This window comes from Buttiauxella cochleicola (assembly GCF_021282435.1).
Taxonomy (GTDB): domain Bacteria; phylum Pseudomonadota; class Gammaproteobacteria; order Enterobacterales; family Enterobacteriaceae; genus Buttiauxella; species Buttiauxella massiliensis.
Map to the genome: position 1 here is coordinate 38,598 of NZ_JAJSOT010000008.1, position 24,364 is coordinate 62,961.

Below are 24,364 nucleotides of genomic sequence, written 5' to 3' on the forward strand. Positions count from 1 at the left end.
GCCGGAATCTCCGGCCCTTTTATTATCTTTGCTCATCCAGTTGCAACGCCACATACAGCAGCAATCTATCGTCAAAATTCCCTAAATCTAATCCTGTTAATTCCGAAATACGGTTAAGTCGGTACTCGAGCGTATTACGATGAATAAACAATGCCTTAGATGTTGCCAGCGGCTGTACGTTATGACGGAACCACGCGCTTAACGTTCGGCGCAGTAGCCCGTTGTTATCCATTGATTTCAGGCGAGCTAAAGGTCGCGCCAGTTCATTCGCCTGCCAGCCGCCCCGCAAACTATCCAGCAGCACTGGCAACATCAAATCCTGATAAAAATAGCCCCTGCTTTCCGGCATACGCTGTTTGCCGACCATCATGGTAGTGCGAGCGGTTCGATACGAGCGGGCAATACTGCCAGGCCCGGTAAAATAGTTGCCCAGTGCGACGCGAAAGCGTAGCTGACCATTTTCTTTCATACGGTTGATTAGCTGCTCTACTCGCTTGCGATGATCTTCTGCATCCCAACGGCCAAAGGGATTTAGCGCAGGTTTCAACACCACCATTTCCGTTAACGACACAATGGCTATCAAATTATTCCGCTCAGGTGTTGTTAGTGCAGTTTGCAGCTGCTGTAACTCTTCCATAGCGCTTTCCACGCCAAGCTGCCCACTATCTACTTCCACAACGGCGACCACACGAGGTTGATTCAGATCGATCCCCAAACGTTGTGCCCATTCGCTCAACGCTGGCGTTTGTTCTTCGGCCTGAATCAAATTCATCACTAACTCTTCACGCAGACGAGTGTCTTGTGCCAGCAAGTGCATCAGGCGAGATTGTTCAAGCATCATCTCCGCCGTCATACACACTAGCTCACCGTACTTACGCAGCGAGCCCGGCTCCCCTGTCAGACCGATAACACCGACAATTTCACCTTCGATGCGCAGTGGCAGGTTAATCCCCTGACGCACGCCGTGCAGATGCCGGGCCACGGCATCATCAATATCAACCACACGCCCCTGAGAGAGCACCAGCAATGCACCTTCGTGCAATTCACCAATACGTTCTTTATCACCGCTACCAATGATTCGCCCACGCGCATCCATCACGTTTATGTTGGTATCAATAATGGTCATGGTACGCGCCACAATGTCCTGCGCCATTTTGGTATCAAGGTGCCAGCCTGCCATGTGTCCTCCTGAGTCGTGCTAATGGCCTAGCATAGGCGAGATGGATCGCCTCAGCATTGTGCGAATGCACAAAGCACCGATGAAGAGTATGGAGTTGTGGTAAGGCTCACAAAAAAGGGCCGCAATTTGCGGCCCTGATGGTTTCAGGAGAACTTAGTGGCAATTAATTACTGCATCAACAGATAGATGGTGCTGTCGCCACGCTGAATATTAAGCGCCATTACAGACGGTTTGGTGTCCAGAATTTTGCGCAGTTCAGCGATGTTATTTACAACCTGCTGGTTAACACCAATGATGATGTCGCCTTTTTTCAGGCCAATACGTGCAGCCGGGCTATTGCCTTTTACGTTATTGACGATGACACCCTTCTCATCTTTACCGCTGCGGTTGCTCATTTCCGCACCTTCGATACCAGTGAAGATGGTGGCTGAATCAACCTGAGTCTGGCTGCTTTGTTGCAGTTCCAGGTTTACTGAAACTGGTTTGCCATCACGCAACAAGCCAAGGGTCAATTTGCTGCCGACTGGCATAGAACCCACTTCAGCGCGCAAGGCAGCGAAACTACTAATTGCTTTACCGTTCATGGAAACCACAACGTCACCGGCTTTAACGCCCGCTTTCGCAGCAGAAGAGTTCGGCATAACCTGGCTGACGAATGCACCACGTTGCGCATCAACTTTCATCGCTTTTGCTAACTCGGAGTTCAACTCAGTCCCAAGGATACCCAGTTCGCCACGCTTAACCTGGCCGTATTGCACCATCTGCGCGGTCAGGTTTTTCACCATGTTGCTTGGGATAGCAAAACCGATACCGATGTTGCCACCGTCTGGTGCCAGAATCGCAGTGTTAATCCCGATCAGCTCACCATTAAGGTTAACCAGTGCACCACCGGAGTTACCACGGTTGATTGCCGCATCGGTCTGGATAAAGTTCTCATAATTTTCAATGTTCAAGCCACTACGACCCAAGGCTGAAACAATACCGGAAGTCACGGTTTCGCCCAGACCATACGGGTTACCGATAGCCACGGTGTAATCGCCAACGCGCAGTGCGTCGGAGTCAGCCATTTTAATCGCGGTCAGGTTTTTCGGGTCCTGAAGTTGCAACAGTGCGATATCAGAACGTGGATCTTTACCGACCACTTTTGCTTCGAACTTACGTCCATCACTCAGGGAAACCTGAATTTTTGTTGCATTATCAACAACGTGGTTATTTGTCACCACGTAGCCTTTAGCGGCGTCAATAATTACACCAGAACCCAGTGCTGCAAATTTCTGCTGCTGACCGCCGCCCTGAGGGCCTTGGTCAGCTGGTCCACCCTGGCAGAATGGAGAGCTCTGGAATGGAGAGCCTTCCTGACAGAATGGTGAATTATCGCCAAAGAACTGCTGGAAGTTACGCCCCATACGCGGCGTATTAACAGTGGTGCTCCCCTCAACGTTAATACTCACTACGGAAGGCATCACTTTTTCCAGCATCGGCGCAAGGCTTGGCATAGGTTGCCCAGCGGTTGCAGGTACAGAAGAAGCGGTCTCTGCCGCAATTGCAGATACAGGACTCAGCGCCAAACCCAGGCTAAGAGCCAGCGCGCTCATTGCTAAAGTTGTTTTTTTCATCGATTTCAGTCTCAAGTTAATAAGTCACGCAAAATTGCTGTGTAGGCCAATATAGAGTGACAATTGAGGCGCTAAGTTCCGCCGATAAGTCACTGGAAAAAGTAAAAATTTATTGTCCGTCTTTACAAAACTCAATGAGAAACTTATTCCACCGCCATCAGGCGCCGATACTCATCCCAGGCGAATAAGTCCGTCATTCCACTGATATAATCCTGAATTAGACGACAGCGGTAATAATATTCCCATACCGGGAAATCACTGGCTGACGGCGTCAAATTACTGACTGCTTCAACATACGCAAGCCTATGTTTTGTCGATAATTTGTGGAACAATCGAGTTTCAATCGGTAGACGACGTAAACTTTCTTTCTCCACCAGTTCAGCAAAATCCTCAACTGATATATTGAGTAATGGACTGTAAATTTCAAGTAAGCCACTGATAACGCGATAACCTTGTAACTCAAGTTGCTCAACTTCTGGGTGACTAAATACATGTTTAAATGCAACCTGCTTATATAGCTCCAACAGGCGTGCAAAGGGGCTGTCATCTTCTAGTAGTGCGTGATTGAACTCGCCGCTAAATATATCGCTGATATTATCGATAAAACGTTGCGCGGCATAAGGCACCAACTGGTTTAGCGTGTTGACGCGCAAATACATAAAGAACTGATCTTCGGTACTGCGGCGCATCTGATTTGAACGGGATTTCTCCCAGGCCTCATCCACTACACGCTCAAAAAGATCGCCTTTGCTATGCTCGCCCCAGGCATCACATAAGTGCTGATAAAGTTGTTCAACGCTAAAAATGCGCTTCTCAACCGCATCTTCCAGATCCGCCACACAGTATGAAATATCGTCCGCAGCTTCCATTATCCATGTCAGCGGAAAACGGCTGTATTCTCCCAGTTCAAGCTCGGTACGCAAACGGGCAATGTACGACTCTTCAGAAAGATAGAAACCTGGTTTTTTCATCAGATAGGCATGGCTTTTCGGCGGCTCGCCAACAAACCAGGCCGGGCGCGTATATTTGAGAATGCAACCAACCTGCGCCCAGGTCAGATTCATGCGCAGTAGACTATGCACCAGGCGAATACCCTGCGCATTGCCTTCGAACTGACAAAGATCCTGGCGCACCTTGTGGCGCAAGCCATTCAGTTGATCTTCACCTTCACGCAAGCGTAAAGCTTCAACCCGGCAACGATCGTCGCTGCGCGGCTGGCTTCCGGCATCTGTTGGGAACAAACGCTGGCGGAACCAGTCATTAATAGCTGACTCGCCGAAATGACCAAACGGCGGGTTGCCGATGTCGTGCATCAGGCAGGCCATTTCAACAATGCTTTCAAACGGGCCGGTGAGTTCATGCAGCCCAAAGCGCTCGAGATCCTGCTGCTCCTTCAGGCGGCTCAGCACTTCTTTGGCGATGTAGCGCCCGACTTGCTGAACTTCCATCGAGTGAGTCAAACGTGTGCGAACAGAGGCGTTACGCTCCAGAGGGAAAACTTGAGTTTTCTGCTGCAAACGACGAATTGCCGGAGAGTTAACGATCCGCCCGCGATCGCTTTCAAAGATTCGCAGGATTTCGTGTTCGTTCTTCTGCCCTTCAGGGGAGCGGAAACGACGATGCCAGTTAATTTTCTTGCGGAAATCTATCTCACTCATGCCCTCTCCTGCGCCTTTTAACAGCGGATTAATTCCTTGATGCCAGCCATGATAGACTATGAAGGTAATTTAACACTTTAGCGAGAATCACTATGAAAGTAGGCATCATTGGTGCAATGGAAGAAGAAGTTACGCTGCTGCGTGACAAAATTGAAAGCCGTCAGACTCTGAAGCTTGCAGGGTGTGAAATTTACACCGGCTCCCTGAATGGCGTTGAAGTCGCTTTACTGAAATCAGGTATTGGCAAAGTTGCAGCTGCAATGGGTGCAACTCTCCTGCTTGAGCATTGCAAACCAGATGTAGTGATCAACACCGGTTCTGCGGGTGGTCTCGCATCCACACTTAAAGTTGGCGATATCGTGGTTTCTGATGAAGTGCGTTACCACGACGCAGACGTTACCGCTTTTGGCTATGAATATGGCCAACTGCCAGGTTGCCCGGCAGGTTTTGCTGCTGACGCCAAACTGATTGCCGCGGCCGAAGAGTGCATTGCCGAGCTGAACCTGAACGCTGTGCGCGGTTTGGTTGTTAGTGGTGATGCGTTTATTAACGGTTCTGTGGCACTGGCAAAAATCCGCCATAACTTCCCACAGGCAGTTGCCGTGGAAATGGAAGCAACAGCAGTTGCTCACGTTTGCCATAACTTCGGTACCCCGTTTGTCGTGGTGCGCGCGATCTCTGATGTTGCCGATCAGCAATCCCATCTGAGCTTCGAAGAGTTCTTAGCTGTTGCGGCGAAGCAGTCCACGCTGATGGTTGAAAACCTGGTGCAGAAACTGGCTCGTGGTTAATAAGAACTTTTGGCGCGGCATCACCGCGCTTCTGTGTTGTCTCCCGGCGTGGCTTAATGCCGCGCCGCGGGTTATCTCATTATCGCCGAGCAATACTGAACTGGCATTTGCGGCTGGTATCACGCCAGTAGCGGTCAGCGCCTGGTCAGACTATCCGGAGGCCGCCAAAAAGCTTGAGCAAGTCTCAAACTGGCAGGGAATGAACCTTGAGCGCATCGTGGCGCTAAAACCTGATGTGGTTCTTGCCTGGCGCGGTGGAAATGCTGAGCGCCAGGTCAACCAACTAAAAGCATTGGGTATTAAAGTTGTCTGGCTTGATCCGGCAACGGTCGAAGGTGTGGTTGCCGCATTGCGTCAATTGAGCCAATACAGCCCTACTCCGCAAACGGCCCACAACGCCGCAGATAAACTGGCAAAAGAGTTTGCCGATTTGAAAGCACACTATTCTCAGCACCCGAAGAAAAAAGTGTTTCTGCAGTTTGGCCAGCAGCCGCTATTTACGTCAGGCAGTGGTTCGATTCAGAACGAAATTCTGGAAGTATGCGCAGGGCAAAATATCTTTGCTGATAGCCGGGTTCCATGGCCGCAAGTGAGTCGTGAACAGGTGCTAAGCCGCCGCCCGCAGGCTATTATTATCACCGGCGATGAAACGCAAATCCCTCCGGTTGAACAATTCTGGAATACCCAGCTAAAAATTCCGGTTATTGCAGTGAATGATGACTGGTTTAGTCGCTCAGGCCCACGTATTATCCTCGCCGCAAAACAGCTCTGTGAGGAGCTGGCAGAAAAATAACCTTTTTTATGAGGATAACACCCACATGCTCGTCTATTGGCTGGACATCATTGGCACAGCCGTCTTTGCAATATCCGGCGTACTGCTGGCAGGTAAGCTACGTATGGACCCGTTTGGTGTTCTGGTTCTTGGCGTAGTGACAGCAGTTGGCGGCGGAACTATTCGCGATATGGCACTGGATAATGGCCCGGTATTTTGGGTTAAAGACCCAACCGATTTAGTGGTCGCAATGGTCACTTGTATGCTGACTATTGTGTTGATTCGACAACCGCGTCGGCTACCAAAATGGATTTTGCCAGTGCTCGATGCCGTGGGGCTTGCGGTGTTTGTGGGTATTGGGGTGAATAAAGCGTTTCTGGCTGGCACCAGCCCACTGATTGCTATCTGCATGGGCGTGTTGACCGGTGTTGGCGGTGGGATTATTCGTGACGTTTTAGCGCGTGAAATCCCGATGATCCTGCGTACCGAAATCTACGCCACGGCGTGTATTGCAGGCGGCATTGTGCATGCCACTGCGTATTACACCTTCCACGTTCCACTGGAACAGGCGAGTATGATTGGTATGGTCGTCACCCTCGCAATCCGTCTGGCCGCCATTCGTTGGCATCTCAAATTGCCGACGTTTGCGTTGGATGACCGACAATAGAGAATAAAAAAGCCGGATGACGCTTTCGCTTATCCGGCCTACAAGAATTTTTATAACTAACCATTTAAACCGAATAATTCGAGTTGCAGAAAGTCGACAAAGTCGTAAGTCCCCAGGAGCATAGATAACTATGTGACTGGGGCGAACGGGTGCAGTCGACGCATCTGCAGCTTGAAGTATGAAGGTTTAAACGCTGAAGGAGGAACCACACCCACAGGTGCTTTTCGCATTCGGGTTGGTCACCACAAAGCGCGAACCTTCCAGACCTTCAGTGTAATCCACCGCACCGCCTACCAGATATTGCAGGCTCATTGGGTCAACTACCAGCGCAACGCCTTGCTTCTCGATAGTCATATCGCCGTCGTTAATCTGATCGTCAAAGGTAAAACCATACTGGAAACCGCTGCAACCACCACCGGTGATGTATACGCGCAGTTTCAGATTCGGGTTCTCTTCATCCGCGATCAGGTTTTTTACTTTATTGGCTGCTGCTTCGGTAAACTGCAACGGCAGCACTGCTACGTCATCACTCATCATTTGCTCCCAACGAAATAAGAAGTCGGGTAAAGTTTAACCCAGCCTTTGGGGGTCATTATCTAATACCCGAGTAAATCGTTCAAGTATTCTCCCCGGCAGGGGTTTGCTGTTCTTTGTTCTGCTTTTCCGCTTCCTGTTTAGCAAGCGTACGCGCGAGAATCGAGGAGTATAGCGGTTTCCCACCCAGGAATTGTGCCAATAGTGTCGCGCCAAGGCAGGTAATAATCATTGGCAGAATGAGCTGATAATTGTCAGTCATTTCCAGAACCAACACTATTCCGGTCAATGGCGCACGCACTGATGCGGCAAACAACGCCCCCATTCCGGCGATGGCAAATGTCCCAACTTCAAGATGATAGGCCGGGAACCAGGCCGCACTCGCCATACCAAATGCAGTGCCAAGTAATGTACCCAAAGCGAGCATTGGTGCAAAAATCCCACCAGGCGCGCCGGATGCAAAACACAGCAACGTGGTAATCACACGAGCAATAAAGATAAACAGCAGCATGCCAAGGGTGTAATTGCCTGCGGCGGCAATGGGGATCAGATTAAAACCGCCACCAGCCGCTGCGGGTTGGATAAGACCAAGGATCCCGCAAATACCGCCCAGCAAGCCACCGATAATCACCCATTTTTTCAGATTACCGCCGTGAATACGCTGGAACATATCCTGGGTGCGGAACACCATCGCGTTAAAGAACACGCCGACGATGCCAAATACCATCCCCAACACCAGATACAGCCACAGCGTGTTAACCGGCGCGTTAGCTAGTTTGCCGACTTCGATAACCGCATTTTCACCGTTAAAAATACGGAACACCACGCTCGACATAATCACGCCGATAAACACGGCTTTTATCGAAATCAGGTTGTAGCGAAACTGCGGGCGCATCTCTTCGATGATGAACAGAATCCCCGCCAATGGGGCGTTAAATGCAGCGGATAAACCCGCTGCCGCACCGGTCGCTAACAGTGAATGGCGAGCTTCAGCACCACGCAAGCGGAAAATATCCAGCACCATGCGGCCGATATTCCCACCTAATTGCACCGTTGGCCCTTCGCGCCCGAGCACCATGCCAGCTCCGAGTGTCCCCATGCCACCGATAAACTTCACCGGAATGACACGCCACCAGCGCACCGGACGCAACTCTTCCAGTGCCCCCTCAATTTCAGGGATACCAGAGCCCCCTGCTTCCGGCGCATAACGGCGTACCAGATAGTAGCCAACCATTGCCAAAAGCATTGAGCTAATGAATGCCAGCGGCCAGACAATAAGGCTGTGATCAGCCACATGAGCCAGCATTGCGAGGCGATTTTGTTGAACCCAGGTGACCGCTTTTTCAAAAGCGACACCCACCAAACCGGCTAACGTCCCTACTATCGCGGCCATGAAAAGAATAGCGACTGGAGTTTTATCCTGTCGAATTAGGCGACGCACCATGTCGCCCCTACGTAAGCGCACTACCTGTTGCGCTTCAAAAGAGGGGTGGGAGTGATTCATTAGGCTAATCATTTATTGGTAATACAAATCGAGGGGGCATTCTACTCTCTCGACGCGATTGGGCAAAACTTTCATAACTCCGGGCGTTTCCCTTAGAATAGTGCGTTGCCACAATAATACGAATCCTGGAGCCACCTCATGAGTAAGTCTGAAAACCTGTACGCTGCCGCACGCAAAGTCATCCCTGGCGGCGTGAACTCGCCGGTTCGTGCTTTTACTGGCGTCGGCGGTGTGCCGCTGTTTATTGAACGCGCTGACGGGGCTTACCTGTATGACGCTGACGGCAAAGCCTATATCGACTACGTCGGTTCATGGGGCCCGATGGTTCTCGGCCATAATCACCCGGCAATTCGCAATGCCGTGATTGAAGCGGTTGAACGTGGTTTAAGCTTTGGCGCGCCAACCGAGATGGAAGTAAAAATGGCGGAGCTGGTGACTGAACTGGTTCCAACCATGGATATGGTGCGCATGGTGAATTCCGGCACCGAAGCGACCATGAGCGCAATTCGCCTGGCGCGTGGCTTCACCGGCCGCGATAAAATCATCAAGTTCGAAGGCTGCTACCACGGTCACGCTGACTGCCTGCTGGTGAAAGCTGGTTCTGGTGCACTGACTCTCGGCCAGCCAAACTCTCCGGGCGTTCCTGCTGATTTCGCCAAACACACGCTGACCTGCACCTATAATGATCTCGCATCCGTTCGCGCAGCGTTTGAGCAATATCCGCAAGATATTGCCTGCATTATCGTTGAACCCGTTGCAGGCAACATGAACTGCATTCCACCAAACGATGACTTCCTGCCAGGCCTGCGTGCGCTGTGCGACGAGTTTGGTGCGTTGTTTATTATCGATGAAGTGATGACCGGTTTCCGTGTCGCACTGGCGGGCGCGCAGTCTTACTACGATGTAGAGCCAGACTTAACATGCCTGGGCAAAATCATCGGTGGTGGTATGCCGGTAGGTGCATTCGGCGGTCGTCGTGAAATCATGGATGCGCTGGCACCAACGGGGCCGGTTTATCAGGCGGGTACGCTTTCCGGTAACCCAATTGCGATGGCTGCAGGCTACGCTTGCCTGACTGAAGTCGCGCAACCTGGCATTCACCAGACATTGACAGAACTGACCGAAATGCTGGCAAACGGTTTGTTGCATGCAGCGAAAGAAGAAAACATTCCACTGGTCGTGAACAATGTGGGCGGCATGTTTGGTTTGTTCTTCACGGATGCGGAATCTGTGACGTGCTACCAGGACGTGATGGCGTGTGACGTTGAGCGCTTTAAGAAGTTCTTCCACCTGATGCTGGAAGAAGGTGTTTACCTGGCGCCATCTGCGTTTGAAGCAGGCTTTATGTCAGTCGCGCATTCGAAAGAAGATATTCAGAAGACTATCGACTCTGCGCGTCGGGTGTTTGCGAAGCTGTAATATTTACGCCCTCTTCAGTGAAGAGGGCGTGTTAATCACCGCGTCTGCTTACGCAGCAAATAGATGAAATAAGGCGCGCCGATAAAGGTCGCCAGTAAGCCAGCAGGCACCTGATCCGGGAACAGGATCATTCTTCCGCACCAGTCCGCCGCAACCATCAGCATCCCACCTAATAACGCCGATATTATCAGCTGCGGCATCGCACGCCGGAAACCGAGCATACGCGCGATATGTGGTGCCATTAAACCGACAAAACTGAGTGGACCAACGGTCATCGTTGCCGCCGCGGTTAAGGTTGCAGCGAGCAAAAGCAGCGCAAAGCGTGATGGCGTCAGCGCCATGCCGATTGCCCTTGCGGTCGCTCCGCCTAGCGGAAGTATCATCAACCAACGGCGACACAGCGGCGTCAGGGCAAAAAGAATCACCATTAGAATAAGCGTTCTGACGGCTTGATCGCCGGTAACGTTATACGTTGAGCCAGAAATCCACGTCAGAATCCCCGCCATACGTGGATCGCCACTCGCCATCAGCAACATCAACAACATGGTAAACGCGGTACTCAGTGCCATCCCGGCGAGTAACATGCGTTGCGGGGAAAAACCGCCACGACTGGCTGTGATCATAATCACCAACAGCGTTACAGCTGCACCCAGGCTACCTGCCGGGAACAACCAACCGAATGCATTTCCAGGTACGATAAACAACATCACCACCACGCCGAATGCCGCACCAGAGCTGATACCTAACACTTCGGGGCTTGCCATCGCATTACCGGTCAGTCGTTGGATAACGCTGCCAGCAACCGCCAGCATCATGCCCGCAGTCAGTGCCGCTAATACACGTGGCCAACGCCACTGTAATAACTCATGGAATAACGAACCGCTTACCCAGTTCCAGCCATACGCATCGCGTCCAAGCGTTAGCGCAGTGACAAGAACCAACGCTAACACACCGCTACCGATTAACACCCACCATGCCAGATGCTGGCGCTCGCTCGGAACGTTATCGCCCTGGTTCATCGCTGGCGTGCCAACAGTACGCAAGCGTGGTAGCAGCCACAGCAATAACGGTGCTCCAATAAGAGCGGTCACCGTACCGGTAGAGATCTCACGCCACACGCTGGTAAGCCAGATAACTGATTGATCTGACAACCATAAAATCAATGCACCGATGATTGGCGCAAGGAACAAACGCGCAACCAGGCGACGGGCACCGAGCATTTTCGCCAACAGAGGCGCGAACAGGCCAATAAAACCAATAATCCCAACCGCATTAACCAACAGCGCACTGATGGCAATCGCCAGTACCAGCGTTGCGAGACGCACCATGGAAAGTGCCAGCCCAAGGTTACGCGCCACACCATCGTCGAGGCCCATCAATGTTAGTGGGCGCAACAGCAGCAGTGTTAACAGCAAACCGCCCACCAGGCGAGGCCAGAGGCCGTTGACGATGTCCCAGTCTTGTTGGTTTAACGAGCCAGTGCTCCACAGGAACATGTTCTGCAACTGGTCGTGATGGAAAATAGCCAGCAGCTGGTTTACCGCACCGCAATAAAGGCTCAGCACTAACCCTGCGAGGATCAGCGTGACCGGAGATAACCGCTTGCCCCAGGCGACGCCAAACACCAGTAGCCCCACAACGCCTGCCCCTACAAGAGCGGCAAACTGTTGTGTGGCAAACCCGCCGGGCAATGCCCACAGTGTGGCAACCGTGATACCAAGTTGCGCGCCACTTGCCACACCAAGCGTAGTCGGCTCTGCAAGCGGGTTTCGTAACACTTGCTGGAATAACACGCCCACTAATCCAAGCCCTGCCCCAACTAACAAAGAGATGGCAAGGCGCGGCAGTAAACTGTAGTGGAATAACATCTGATTGATGTCATCAATACTGGGCTGCCACCAGGCCACACTCCACTGCGCAGAAGGCAACTGTGCATTCAGGTTGTGTAGCGTCAGCGCACAGGCAATAACAAACAGCAGAGATAAAAGCAGCGCGGGGAGCAAAGCATAACGATGTTTCACGTCTGGCTCCCTATGGCTTTAGCAAGCGTAGTGGTGAAGTTCATGGCGGAAAGTGTCGCGCCGTAAAGCCATACTGGCGGGACGCGTTGGAAGCGGTTTTGACGAACAAAAGGCATCGAGTTCCACAATGGTGTTGCGGTTACACGGGCCATTTCAGCATCGTTATTATGATCAAAGCAGATAACATCGGCGTCTTTGACTTCGGCTAAGCGCTCAAGGCCAACGACTGCGCTGCCCCAGAAGTTGGTTTCACCTGCCCACGCGTTTTTCACGCCTAGCAACTCCATCACCTGTTGGAACAGACTGTTTTTGCCAATAACCAGCGCGTGGCGTGAATCTAACAATGTCATCAGCAAGACAGGCTTATCCCCGCGGGAAGCAAAGCGGGGTTTCATCTGCTCGATAAAATGATCAAATTTCAGCAGGTGATCGCGTGCTTCCTGCTGCATACCTAATTTTTCGCCCAGTTCTGTCAATGACTGGCGAGCAACGGTCAGCGGTTTCCCGGAACCATCGTTGAAACTAAAACCCAGTCCCGGTGCGATACGCGCTAACTTTTCCGGTGATGGGCCGTAGCCGGCAGAATAGAGAATCAGAGACGGTTTTAACTGTGTCAGAAGTTCAAGATTTGGTTCGGTGCGTAAACCCACTTCAATTATGCCATCGGGCAGTTTCGGCTCGCCGACCCAGGCTTTGTAATTGGTGGTATCCGCCATCGCGTAAGGCGTTATCCCCAACGCCAGCATCAGTTCCACCGGTAACCATTCCAGAGCAACAATGCGCTGAGGATCTATTGAGGCCGCATGTACATTGCCCATTTTGAGCAATAACGGTGAGAGCGCCAGTGCTGCAAGTAACTGCCGACGGCTCAGTAATGGGTTAATCAGCTCACTCATCAGTAGACAAAGCTCACCGGAGCAGCACCCGCCGGATGTGGCAAAATGCCCATCGGGATGCCGTAAATCTGTTCCAGCGTTTCGCTTTGCATCAATTCAGCCGGGCTACCCTGGGCAATCATTTCGCCACCGCGCAGCGCCACCAGATGATCGCAATAACGCGCCGCCATATTAATATCGTGCAGAACCGCAATCACCGTCAGACCACGTTCCTGGCTAAGGCGATGAATCAGCGCCAGCACGTCAACCTGATGGGCAATATCCAGCGCAGAAGTCGGTTCATCCAATAGCAGGCAACGGCTATCTTGCGCCACCAGCATGGCAATCCACGCACGCTGGCGTTCACCGCCGGAAAGGCTGTCTACCAGACGATGAGCAAATGGTTTCAGGCCGACTAAAGAGATTGCCTCGTCAACCAGCTCCCTGTCTGCAACACCAAAACGGCCAAGCGCACCGTGCCACGGATAACGACCAATCGCCACCAGCTCGCGCACCGTCATCCCTTCAGCCGCCGGGAGTTGCTGCGGCAAATACGCGACCTTGCGCGCAAATTCCTTACTGCTCCAGCTATCCAATGGTTGATTGTTAAGACTGATTTCCCCATCAGAGGACTTCTGATGGCGGCCAAGCATTTTCAGCAGTGTCGATTTGCCCGAGCCGTTGTGTCCAATCAGGCCGGTGACTTTTCCGACAGGAAAGGTAATCGACAGAGGATGGAGAAGCGTGCGACCGGGTACGCGGAAGGTAACGTCAGTGAGGCTAAACGTGGTATCGGGATGAACGAGTTTGTCCTGCATGGCAGCCATCTTTGTTGATGGGCACGGCGAACCGTGCCCGAATGCACTTAGAAGCGGAATGTTGCAGTCGCAACAACCTGACGCTCAGCGCCCCAGAAGCAACCGTAGGTTTCGAAGCAGCTGGCAACGTATTCACGATCAAGCAAGTTATTCACGTTCACCGCAATGCTTGAACCGTTCATACCGAAACGGCCCAGGTCATATTTGACCACTGCATCCAATACCGCAGCACTTCCCACTTTGAAGGTGTTCGCAGGGTCACCATAGCTGGATCCGATAAAGCGGCCACCAGTACCCAGCGTCAAACCACTCAACACACCATCGTTGAAGGTGTAATCGCCCCACAGTGATGCCATATGTTCTGGCACTTGCGCAGGGGTATTACCTTTCAAGTTGGTATCTTTGGTGTATTCCGCGTCAGTGTAGGTATAAGAGGCAGTCATGTTGATATTGGCATTGATAGCCGCTTTGGCTTCCAATTCAACACCACGAGCACGCACTTCACCAGCTGGAACTTGATTGAGGGCATTGGTTGGGTCAGCCATCAACGTATCGGACTTGGTCAACTGATAAACCGCACCAGTGATCACGACTGGCATATCTTTCGGCACATACTTCACGCCAGCTTCGTATTGCTCACCTTTGGAGGGTTCATAAGCAACACGTGGTGTGCTGTATAGGCTAAAGGCATTAGGCTCGAAAGACTGGCTGTAACTGAAGTATGGTGAAATACCGTTATCAAACAGATAGTTCACACCACCACGCCAGGTAAACTGCTTATCGTCACGGTCGATGTAACCATTATCACTGCGCACAGTTGTGGCTTGCTTAGACCAGTCGTAACGACCGCCCAATGTCAGCACCCACTTATCCCACTCAGCCTGATCCTGAACGTAGATACCCGTTTGTTTACTTTCGTTCATCTGGTAAGGCACTGCATCGCCGAAATCAACCGATCCCATAGGCGGCAGGTTATTCAAATCCAGTGGCGGTGCATTACCAAACAAGGCGCTGATGTCGTTACGCATACGCGAGTAATCCACACCGGTTAATAGGGTGTGTTCAACAGTACCGGTAGCAAAGTTGCTTTGCAGTTGGGTATCAACGCTAAAGTTTTGCAGGCGTTCATTGTCAACAACTGTGCCACGACCTAAATAGTGGGCACGTTGTTCTGGAGTCAGTGCCTGGCAATAAACGTTGTAGGCGTTCATGCCGTTATTGCACAAACCAGTACCATAGGCACTCTGCTGTGCAACTTTAATCTCAGAGAAACGTAGGTTTTGACGCACTGTGAAGGTGTCGTTAAAGCCGTGTTCGAAGCTGTAACCGACCATTTTTTGATTACGGGAATAGCTGTTATTGGTCGCACCTTCATTAAAGTCGGTTGGCAGATAGCCGCCACCCGGCAAAGGTTCAACCGTACCTTCTTTTGGCAGCCAGCCGTAGTAACCGGTTTCAGGCTCATTCTGGAAATACGACAAGAAGGTGAAATTCGTCTTGTCATCCGGACGCCATGAGAAAGATGGTGCGATAGCATAACGCTGCGCTTCAGAATTCTGCTGTTGTTCATTACCTGAGCGAGCAACACCGGTCAATCGATAGGAGTAAACACCATCGTCATCCAGCGCATCACTGAAATCAAAACCAGTCTGGAACAGGCTGTCTGTGCCCATTTTGAACTGTACTTCTTTAAGCGGTTCTGTGGTTGGGCGCTTACTCACCATAGAAACGATGCCGCCAGGGCTGCTTTTTCCGTACAACACAGAGGTTGGGCCACGCATCAGTTCAACGCGCTCTAACATGTATGGGTCGATGACTGCATCGTTGTAAAAATCACCCTGCATTTTCAGGCCATCCAGATAGTTATTCTGGTTCAGGCCAACAGAAGAAAAGCCACGGATGATCACGAAATCGTAGGTGTTTGAAGCTCCACGGCTACTTACCGTAACACCTGGTGTGTAACCTAACGCTTCTTTCACCGACTGGAATTGATGCGTCTGCATCTCTTCGTTAGTCACAACTGAAATAGACTGCGGAGTCTTCTCAATCGGCGTATCGGTTTTAGTTGCGGTGGCGCTACGTTTAGCCGCAATCGTCGGAGACGGACCCCACGCGCTTTCGTCAGCAGCGCTGGCAGAAACAGTGATGGTGTCTTCTTTAGTAGTTGTGTTGTCTGCTGCAAAGCTTGATGCACTCACGCCACTGACGGCGGCCGCAACAAAGAATGCAAGTTTACGGATTGAGGTGTTGACTGGTTGTCCAGTTCTTAAACGCGCCATTGGTTTTTCTCTGATGAAGTAGTGACGAATGATAACGTAAACGATAATTATTATTAGCCGCAGAATAATAGACGAAACGGAAAGTGCATAGCAAGCAGGAAACGCCCCTGGTAAGCGCGAGGGAATAATAATTAACCAGAGTGATTGCATGGGATTAATAAAAAAGAAAAGCCCCCGTGGTAAACGGAGGCTTTATGGGAAAACCTTGAGGTTTATTTGCTGCCGAACATGTCCTTAATCCAACCTGCAACACCATCACTTGATTCAGGCTGCTGCTGCGGTTGTTGTTGTTGCTGCTGCTGTTGTTGCGGCTGCTGAGTCTGTGGCGACTGTGACTGACTAAACGGATTGTTGTTCTGCTCAGCCTGCTGGCTTTGCTGGCACAACCCGTCCGGATTAGTGGTCCACACTGGCAACACACGATCCCCGCCACCGCCGCACTGGAAGTAGCCTGCGCTATCAACGCCCATATCAACGATGTCTTCCGGTGGATTAAGTACCAGCGGAATTGGCGTCTGGTTAGCCAGATAACGTTGATAAAGCGACATCGCCCCGCTCGCACCATACAACTTGGTCGGCTGGTTGTTGTCACGCCCTACCCATGTAATGGCGACTTCTTTGCCATCAATGCCCGCAAACCAGGTATCCACGTTATCGTTGGTGGTACCCGTTTTTCCTGCTAAGTGCAGGTTCGGATATTTGCCACCTAACGCACGGCCAGTACCGCGAGCCATAACCTGCTGCATGGTAAACAGCGTCATGTATGCGGCCTGTGGTGGAACAGCCTGCTCCGCCTGTGGGAAGCTTTGGTACAGCACGGTGCCATCTTCAGCAATAACCGAACGCAAGGCTGAAAGCGTTGCCCGGTTGCCGCCGCTGGCGATGGTCTGGAATGCCTGAGCCACTTCAATTGGCGTCAGGTTCAGCGCACCCAGCAACATCGCAGGAACCGGATGTAACTGGTTCTGCGGCACGCCAAGCTTGACCCAAGTGTCGGTGACCGCAGGCAGGCCCAGCGCCATCCCCAGGTTGACGGTTGGCACGTTCATGGAACGCGTCAGCGCATCCACTAGCATGACCTTGCCGCTCTCACTGTAACGACGGTCATCGTTTTGTGGCGACCACACTTGCCCGTTCGGTTGCTTCAGCGCGATTGGCGCATCGGCAATCCAGGTATTCAGACGGTAAGCGTCCGGCTGGCTTAATGCCGTCAGATAGGTCGCTGGTTTTGCCAGAGAACCGATAGAACGGCGTGCCTGCATCGCGCGGTTAAAGCCCGCAAACTGCGTTTCCGCTCCGCCGACCATCGCACGAACTTCACCGGTTGAACGGTCAACAATGACCATTGCCGCTTCAAGATCTTTCAGTTTGCGCGAGTTACGCAGAACCGGAACCCCTTCACTCACCGCTTTTTCTGCCGCATCCTGAGAAACGGAGTCGAAAGTGGTAAAGATCTTCACGCCGGACAGGTCTTTAACTTTGTCGCCAAGTTTGGTCTGGAGCTCATTACGAACCATCTGCATAAAAGCAGGCTGCGGTGAAATCACACCACCACGCGGTTGCACACCCAGAGGGCGCGCGCTCAGCATGTCGTAAAGTTCCTGGTCAATCACCTTCTGCTCTTGCAGCAAGCGCAATACAAGGTTACGACGTTCCAGCGCCAGTTTCGGGTTACGCCATGGGTTATAAATCGACGCGCCTTTTACCATGCCCACCAGCAATGCTTGCTGATCGAGGCTCAGTTCTTCTACCGGGCGGCCAAAGTAATACAGGCTCGCCAGTGGGAAACCGCGAATTTCATTGTCACCGCTCTGGCCGAGGTACACCTCGTTCAGGTACAGCTCAAGGATGCGATCTTTGCCGTAACGCGCATCCATGATCAGCGCCATGTACGCTTCGTTCGCTTTACGCCAGTAAGAACGCTCGCTCGATAAGAACAAGTTTTTGACCAACTGCTGCGTCAGCGTACTTGCGCCCTGCACGGTACGGCCAGCTGTCAGGTTCGCCAGCACCGCACGGCCAATGGAGAAGAAGCTAATCCCATCGTGCTCATAGAAATGGCGGTCTTCTGTTGCGATCAACGTGTCGACCAACAGCTCCGGGAAACCGGTGCGCGGCACAAACAGGCGCTGTTCACCGTTCGGTGAAGACAACATGGTGATCAAGCGTGGATCCAGACGGAAGAAACCGAAGCTGCGGTTGTTATCCATGTTCTGGATGGATTCCAGATGGTCACCATCAAAATTCAGACGTGCGCGGATCTGCCCTTCTTTACTGTCAGGGAAATCAAACGGACGGCGGATCATCTCAATGCTGTTGCCCTGTACCGTAAACTCACCAGGGCGCGTCATCTTCGTCACCTGACGGTATTGGGTCGCTTCCAGCAGGTTAACCATCTCTTTTTTGCTGTACGGCATGTCTGGTTCAAGGTTCACCATACGGCCATAGACTGCCGCCGGGAGCTGCCAGACTTTCCCATCAATACGGGTACGGATCTTCTGATCCAGGTAAACACCGTAAATCACGAACAGCACAGCAAAGACAACAAACAGTTTTACCAGGAACCAGAACCAACGGCGCTTTTTACGTGGCGGGCGGCCATTGCCATTGCCACTACCTTTTCCTTTACGTGGCGGCATCGGTTCCTCGTCTTCATAATCATCATCGTAATCCGCGTCATATTCCTCTTCACGGACACGACGACGGCTTACTTTCTCTTTCGCAGGACGTGAAGGTTTTCCTTTACGTCCAATCGGTTCGCGGTCATTCCCCGCCATTGCTTTCTCCACCAAAAATAAGGCGCACGGCCTGATTCTCCTCATCTCAACTCAAGTCGAAAGAGGAAATCTCTCAAAGTTATTGGTACTTTTTGGTACGCCGCGTAGGCAGCGCGTCTGCTGGCGAGTCCGGCCAGACGTGTTTTGGATAACGTCCTTTCATCTCTTTTTGCACTTCCCGATACGCACCGTTCCAGAATGCGGTTAAATCACGCGTAATCTGCAATGGGCGCTGTGCCGGGGAGAGCAACTCCAGAACCAGTGGCACACGGCCTTCGGCAATCACCGGAGTTTGAGCTTCACCAAACATTTCTTGCATACGCACAGCAAGAACTGGCGGGTTTTCATCATCATAGCGAATTGCTATCTGGCTTCCAGTCGGCACAGTGTAATGAGTTGGCAGCGCACTATCCAGACGTACGCGTGCGTTCCAGTCGATCAGGTTCTGTAACGCCCGTGTGACATCAATGTTTTTTAACGCGCGAAGCGAGTGTACACCATGCAGTTCGGGTAATAACCAGCTGTCTAAATCACGCAGCAATGCCTCGTCGGACACGTCTGGCCATTTAAGTTCTGGCAACCATTTTGCTGCACATACCAGGCGTGTTCTTAACTGCTGCGCATGTGCCGACCAGTTAAGCACTGACAGACCTTTCTCACGAATACCATTAAGCATTGCCTGGTGGAGCTCATCTTCGGAAGGTTTCGCCAGTGGCTGAACTTTCACTACAAGTTTGCCTATCTGAGTGCGGCGAAACGCCTTTAAAGTACCTTGAGTTTCATCCCACTCAACGGTGTCACTTTCGGTCAGCAACGCCGGGCACTGTAGCGTTAGCGACTCAATATCCAGCGGGATAGCCTGCAAGATACGCGCATCAGGCGTATTGCTGCCCTGCAATAATAGCGGTGCTAACAGCCATTCGTAGCGAGTTAGCGGATCATCCTGGTTAAGCATCGCGCCCATGCCGTTAGCTAGCTGGTAACGACCATCCAGTCCACGACGACGGGCAATTCTGTCGGGGAAAGCTTGTGCCAGTAACGGTGCGGCAAGAGAAAAATCTGCTTCTCCACCACGGCTGTTAAGACGCTTAAGAAGCTGAGAACTACGCTGCTGCCAATTCTCCTGGCGTCGGCTAAAAGCGTTACGCAAATCGCTGTCCTGACCACGTGGTGGCTCCTCAAGAATCGCGACAAGCCGTGCAGCGGTTGCCTGTTGGTCGGCATCTTTAGCATTAACCAACATGGCGGCGAAGCGTGGTTCGTTACCCATGTTCGCCATTTTTTGGCCGACTGGCGTGAGTTTGTTTTGCTCATCGAGCGCTTTGAGCTGGCGCAACAAGGTTCGTGCGGCCACTAAATTGGCGACAGGCGGTGCATCAAGCCAGGTCAACTGGTCCGGTTCCTGGCAACCCCATTGCAGTAAATCAAGCAGCAGGCCAGAGAGATCACTTTGCAGAATTTCTGGTTCACTTTGCAGGCTCGCGCGTTCTGCCTGCTCGGCACTGGTTAAATGCAGACAGATACCCGGCTCCAGACGCCCCGCTCGCCCGGCGCGTTGAATCATCGACGCCTGGCTAATTCGTTGGGTGATAAGCCTTGTGAGCTCAGTGCGAACGTCAAAACGCGCGACGCGCTCCTGGGCGCAATCCACCACCAGGCGAATGCCTTCAATCGTCAGGCTTGTTTCGGCAATGTTAGTCGCCAGCACCACTTTGCGAGTGCCGTTTGCCGCCGGGAGAATTGCTTTGCGCTGTTCGCTTAAAGGCAGTGCACCGTATAACGGACAAAGCTGAATATCACTTGTGACGCGCTCTTGCAGCTGTTGCATAACACGCTGAATTTCACCCACTCCGGGTAAAAACAGCAACAGAGAACCTGACTCATCGCGCAGTAAATTCGCCACGGCAATGGCAACGGCTTCATCAAAACGCTGATGAGTAGAGAGCGGGCTATAGCGGCGCTCGACAGGAAAAGCTCGCCCTTCAGAACTGATTACCGGCGCCTGTGGTAAACATTGCTGAAGGCGCGCATTATCAAGCGTTGCCGACATAATCAGCAATTTAAGATCGTCACGTAACCCTTGCTGGACGTCGAGTAACAACGCCAGCGCCAGATCGGCTTGCAGGCTACGTTCATGGAATTCATCGAGGATCACCAGCGCAACACCTGAAAGCTCAGGATCGTGCTGAATCATGCGCGTCAAAATACCTTCGGTTACCACTTCAAGCTGAGTGTTCGGCCCAACACAGGTTTCGGCACGCATCCGGTAGCCGACTGTTTCACCAGGTTTTTCACCCAATAACTCAGCCAGGCGCTGTGCAACATTACGCGCAGCCAGGCGACGTGGTTCCAGCAGTAGAATGCGACCACCTAGGTTTGCCTGCCGTAAAATCTGCAACGGTAGCCACGTCGATTTACCCGCCCCCGTTGGGGCGCTCAGTAAAACCTGGGACGCATTTTGCAAGGCGTTAAGAATATCGGGTAGCACTGCGGCAACCGGTAATGACGGCACAAACGGCTCCAAACGGGTATGATGCGAAGTTCGCTATTGTAGCATCAAGCCAATTCATAACGAGAGACCACTATGGCTGAAACTCGCCGTCTGTTTTTTGCCCTCGAATTACCTAAAGAGGTACAACAACAGATTATCCAGTGGCGCGCCACACAGTTTCCAGAAGATTCCGGGCGACCGGTCGCTGCTGCAAATTTGCACCTGACGCTCGCCTTTTTAGGTGATATCAGTGCTGAAAAGCAAAAAGCACTCAGCCTGCTCGCCGGGAGAATCCGCCAAAGCAGTTTTACCCTGACAATTGATGATGCAGGGCAGTGGTTGCGGTCAAACGTGGTGTGGATTGGCCCACGTCACGCCCCTTTAGGACTTATTCAACTTGCGAATATGTTACGCTCCCAGGCGGCGCGCAATGGTTGTTACCAGAGCCCGCAGCCTTTTCATCCGCATATCACGCTTTATCGCAATACACCGCGCGCGGTTTCTATTCCTCCACCCAATTTTCGCTGGCAATACAAAGTTGAAGACTTCGTATTGTATGAGTCAGTTTTCAAGCACGGGCGAACGCATTACCTGGAGCTACAGCGCTGGTCATTAAGCAATAAGGAAGAGTAAATGGAGTTTAGTCCCTCACTACAACCGGCCACACTCATCAAACGCTATAAACGCTTTCTTGCCGATGTCGTTACGCCTTCCGGTGAAGAATTGACGCTACATTGCCCAAACACCGGCGCGATGACCGGATGTGCAACACCTGGCGATACAGTGTGGTATTCCACATCAGATAGCCCGACTCGAAAATATCCCCATACCTGGGAAATAACCCAGACGCAAAACGGCGAGTTTATTTGCGTTAATACGCTGCGCGCTAATGCGGTCGTGAAGGAAGCATTAAGTTCGGAAAGCATTTCAGAATTAATTGGTTACACAACCATTAAAAGTGAAGTGAAATACGGTGCAGAGCGCAGCCGCATTGATTTTATGTTACAGGCAGATTGCAAGGTTAACTGCTATATTGAAGTAAAATCAGTCACGTTATCAGAACAAGGAAATGGCTATTTTCCGGATGCCGTAAGCCTGCGAGGGCAGAAGCATTTGCGAGAGTTGATGAACGTGGTTATGCAGGGCGAACGCGCGGTGCTGCTATTTGCAGTATTGCATTCTGCTATCACCCAGGTTTCCCCGGCACGCCACATCGATGCCAAATACGCGCAATTATTATGCGAGGCGCAACAGTGTGGAGTTGAAGTTATCGCTTATAAGGCTGAACTTTCAGCCCTTGGGCTTACTCTAATTTCGCCGTTGCCTGTCTGTTTATAATTTTTTAATAAAGAGCAGTTAACGTTTGTCTGTTTTGTGTGCTGGTGGCTCGCGTAAATACGCTTTTCTTCACAGGCTTGTCAAGAGAGGAATTTATATAATTGCCATCCTGAAAAGCATCTGCTATTTATAGCGGCCTGATTTTCCCCCGAACAGGGGACCGATAGTGCGTGTTAAGGAGAAACAACATGCAAGAAGGGCAAAAGCGTAAAACATCGTCCCTGAGTATCCTCGCCATCGCTGGGGTGGAGCCATATCAGGTGAAAGCGGGCGAAGAGTATATGAACGAAGCCCAGCTGTCGCACTTCAAGCTTATTCTTGAAGCCTGGCGTAGCCAACTTATGGATGAAGTTGATCGCACGGTAACGCATATGCAAGACGAAGCAGCAAACTTCCCGGACCCGGTAGACCGTGCAGCCCAGGAAGAAGAGTTCAGCCTCGAACTGCGTAACCGTGACAGGGAACGTAAACTGATCAAGAAAATCGAGAAGACACTCAAGAAAGTAGAAGACGAAGACTTCGGTTTCTGCGAGTCCTGTGGTGTTGAAATCGGCATCCGCCGTCTCGAAGCTCGCCCGACAGCTGATTTGTGCATTGACTGTAAAACGTTGGCAGAAATTCGCGAAAAACAAATGGCCGGTTAACGGCTCGCAATTTCAGATTACTCATAATGGCGGGATACTCTCCCGCCTTATTTATTTCTGGCCTACCGCAGCAAATCATGAACACACCGCACTACATTGGGCGCTTTGCCCCCTCACCTTCGGGTGAACTCCATTTCGGCTCGTTAATTGCCGCACTCGGCAGCTACCTGCAAGCACGCTCAAAACAAGGCCAATGGCTGGTACGTATTGAAGATATCGATCCGCCACGTGAAGTACCGGGCGCTGCTGCTACTATATTGCGGCAACTGGAGCATTACGGTTTGGAGTGGGATGGTGAAGTTTTATGGCAATCCCAACGACACGAAGCCTACCGCGAAGCACTCTCATGGTTACATCAGCAAGGGCTGAGTTATTACTGCACTTGCACGCGCAGCAGAATTCAGCAAATTGGCGGTTTTTACGATGGCCATTGCCGCACGTTAAACCATGGTCCTAATAATGCCGCGTTGCGTTTAATGCAACATCACCCGGTATTAAGTTTTGAAGATAAACTTCACGGGACGTTAATAGCCGACGAACAACTGGCTCGTGAAGATTTCATCATTCACCGCCGGGATGGGTTATTTGCCTATAATCTTGCTGTGGTAGTGGATGATAATTATCAAGGTGTGAGCGAAATTGTACGTGGCGCAGATTTAATTGAGCCAACGGTAAGACAAATTTCGCTGTATCAACAATTTGGTTGGACGGTGCCTGATTACGTGCATTTGCCCTTAGTACTTAATGAGAATGGGGCAAAACTTTCTAAGCAAAATCACGCGCCAGCCCTACCGCAAGGCGATCCACGTCCGGTTATTCATGCTGCGCTGGCATTTTTGAATCAACCAGAAATTGCCCATTGGCAAGATTTGACGCTCAACGAGTTACTCAGTCAGGCGGTGCAAACCTGGTCGCTTGAGGCTATTGAACCAGGCTCGGCGTGAATACGCCATTCTCAAATGCCACGCACTGAGCTATGA

General features: G+C 51.6%; 18 protein-coding genes and 1 pseudogene. 8 read left to right on the forward strand and 11 right to left on the reverse strand.

The annotated features are described in order from the left end of the window. Window positions 1–22 precede the first annotated feature (22 nt). The 3 genes from LVQ77_RS17490 to dgt all read right to left on the reverse strand — a co-directional run bounded on the left by LVQ77_RS17490 (window position 23) and on the right by dgt (window position 4,454). Complete coding sequence (locus LVQ77_RS17490) at window positions 23–1,180, reverse strand: CdaR family transcriptional regulator (protein ID WP_034460863.1); 1,158 nt, start codon at window positions 1,178–1,180, stop codon at window positions 23–25. Window positions 1,181–1,347: 167 nt separating this feature from the next. Further along, window positions 1,348–2,796: a serine endoprotease DegP gene (degP, locus tag LVQ77_RS17495; RefSeq protein WP_134186992.1), complete on the reverse strand. Its 1,449-nt coding sequence runs from the start codon at window positions 2,794–2,796 to the stop codon at window positions 1,348–1,350. A 143-nt stretch (window positions 2,797–2,939) separates the two neighbouring features. Continuing rightward, the gene (gene dgt, locus LVQ77_RS17500; protein ID WP_232866180.1) at window positions 2,940–4,454 is read right to left on the reverse strand and encodes a dGTPase; all 1,515 of its coding nucleotides are present in this window, start codon (window positions 4,452–4,454) and stop codon (window positions 2,940–2,942) included. Between the two features lie 92 nt (window positions 4,455–4,546). On the opposite strand from dgt, the gene mtnN reads away from it, so the two are divergent. The 3 genes from mtnN to LVQ77_RS17515 are packed head-to-tail and all read left to right on the forward strand — an operon-like array spanning window position 4,547 to window position 6,684. Then, the gene (gene mtnN / locus LVQ77_RS17505; RefSeq protein WP_134186996.1) at window positions 4,547–5,245 is read left to right on the forward strand and encodes a 5'-methylthioadenosine/S-adenosylhomocysteine nucleosidase; all 699 of its coding nucleotides are present in this window, start codon (window positions 4,547–4,549) and stop codon (window positions 5,243–5,245) included. Continuing rightward, complete coding sequence (gene btuF, locus LVQ77_RS17510) at window positions 5,238–6,038, forward strand: vitamin B12 ABC transporter substrate-binding protein BtuF (protein ID WP_232866179.1); 801 nt, start codon at window positions 5,238–5,240, stop codon at window positions 6,036–6,038. The genes mtnN and btuF overlap by 8 nt, the downstream gene beginning before the upstream one ends. A gap of 25 nt (window positions 6,039–6,063) precedes the next feature. Beyond that, complete coding sequence (locus LVQ77_RS17515; RefSeq protein WP_151994993.1) at window positions 6,064–6,684, forward strand: TRIC cation channel family protein; 621 nt, start codon at window positions 6,064–6,066, stop codon at window positions 6,682–6,684. 186 nt (window positions 6,685–6,870) lie between these two features. Here the strand turns inward: LVQ77_RS17515 and erpA are convergent, their stop codons facing one another. Together erpA and clcA are read right to left on the reverse strand one after the other, a co-directional pair. Continuing rightward, a complete protein-coding gene (erpA, locus tag LVQ77_RS17520; RefSeq protein ID WP_034460870.1) occupies window positions 6,871–7,218 on the reverse strand; it encodes an iron-sulfur cluster insertion protein ErpA in 348 nt (115 codons plus the stop codon). Window positions 7,219–7,300: 82 nt separating this feature from the next. Beyond that, window positions 7,301–8,722, reverse strand: a complete 1,422-nt coding sequence (clcA, locus tag LVQ77_RS17525) for a H(+)/Cl(-) exchange transporter ClcA (RefSeq protein ID WP_232866178.1) — start codon at window positions 8,720–8,722, stop codon at window positions 7,301–7,303. Between the two features lie 138 nt (window positions 8,723–8,860). On the opposite strand from clcA, the gene hemL reads away from it, so the two are divergent. Then, a complete protein-coding gene (gene hemL, locus LVQ77_RS17530; RefSeq protein ID WP_232905114.1) occupies window positions 8,861–10,141 on the forward strand; it encodes a glutamate-1-semialdehyde 2,1-aminomutase in 1,281 nt (426 codons plus the stop codon). 35 nt (window positions 10,142–10,176) lie between these two features. Here hemL and fhuB read toward each other — a convergent pair whose 3' ends face one another. The 6 genes from fhuB to hrpB form a co-directional block, all read right to left on the reverse strand. Then, complete coding sequence (fhuB, locus tag LVQ77_RS17535) at window positions 10,177–12,162, reverse strand: Fe(3+)-hydroxamate ABC transporter permease FhuB (RefSeq protein WP_232905115.1); 1,986 nt, start codon at window positions 12,160–12,162, stop codon at window positions 10,177–10,179. After that, window positions 12,159–13,058, reverse strand: a complete 900-nt coding sequence (fhuD, locus tag LVQ77_RS17540) for a Fe(3+)-hydroxamate ABC transporter substrate-binding protein FhuD (protein WP_232905116.1) — start codon at window positions 13,056–13,058, stop codon at window positions 12,159–12,161. Before fhuD ends, fhuB begins: the two co-directional genes overlap by 4 nt. After that, a complete protein-coding gene (fhuC, locus tag LVQ77_RS17545; RefSeq protein ID WP_232905117.1) occupies window positions 13,058–13,855 on the reverse strand; it encodes a Fe3+-hydroxamate ABC transporter ATP-binding protein FhuC in 798 nt (265 codons plus the stop codon). Before fhuC ends, fhuD begins: the two co-directional genes overlap by 1 nt. Before the next feature lie 47 nt (window positions 13,856–13,902). Next, window positions 13,903–16,134 (reverse strand): ferrichrome porin FhuA, encoded by a 2,232-nt coding sequence (fhuA, locus tag LVQ77_RS17550; protein WP_232905118.1) that lies wholly within the window; start codon window positions 16,132–16,134, stop codon window positions 13,903–13,905. Between the two features lie 212 nt (window positions 16,135–16,346). Further along, a complete protein-coding gene (gene mrcB, locus LVQ77_RS17555) occupies window positions 16,347–18,911 on the reverse strand; it encodes a bifunctional glycosyl transferase/transpeptidase (protein ID WP_232905119.1) in 2,565 nt (854 codons plus the stop codon). A 79-nt stretch (window positions 18,912–18,990) separates the two neighbouring features. Further along, window positions 18,991–21,423 (reverse strand): ATP-dependent helicase HrpB, encoded by a 2,433-nt coding sequence (hrpB, locus tag LVQ77_RS17560; RefSeq protein ID WP_232905120.1) that lies wholly within the window; start codon window positions 21,421–21,423, stop codon window positions 18,991–18,993. A 72-nt stretch (window positions 21,424–21,495) separates the two neighbouring features. Here hrpB and thpR point away from each other — a divergent pair, with 72 nt between their 5' ends. The 4 genes and pseudogenes from thpR to gluQRS all read left to right on the forward strand — a co-directional run bounded on the left by thpR (window position 21,496) and on the right by gluQRS (window position 24,357). After that, window positions 21,496–22,035, forward strand: a complete 540-nt coding sequence (thpR, locus tag LVQ77_RS17565; RefSeq protein WP_232866163.1) for an RNA 2',3'-cyclic phosphodiesterase — start codon at window positions 21,496–21,498, stop codon at window positions 22,033–22,035. Then, window positions 22,036–22,740: a DNA/RNA nuclease SfsA gene (gene sfsA, locus LVQ77_RS17570; RefSeq protein ID WP_232866161.1), complete on the forward strand. Its 705-nt coding sequence runs from the start codon at window positions 22,036–22,038 to the stop codon at window positions 22,738–22,740. Between the two features lie 188 nt (window positions 22,741–22,928). Then, window positions 22,929–23,384, forward strand: coding sequence for an RNA polymerase-binding protein DksA (dksA, locus tag LVQ77_RS17575; protein WP_064556776.1), 456 nt, complete (start codon window positions 22,929–22,931; stop codon window positions 23,382–23,384). 77 nt (window positions 23,385–23,461) lie between these two features. Beyond that, window positions 23,462–24,357, forward strand: a pseudogene (gluQRS, locus tag LVQ77_RS17580) (tRNA glutamyl-Q(34) synthetase GluQRS). Window positions 24,358–24,364 lie beyond the last annotated feature (7 nt).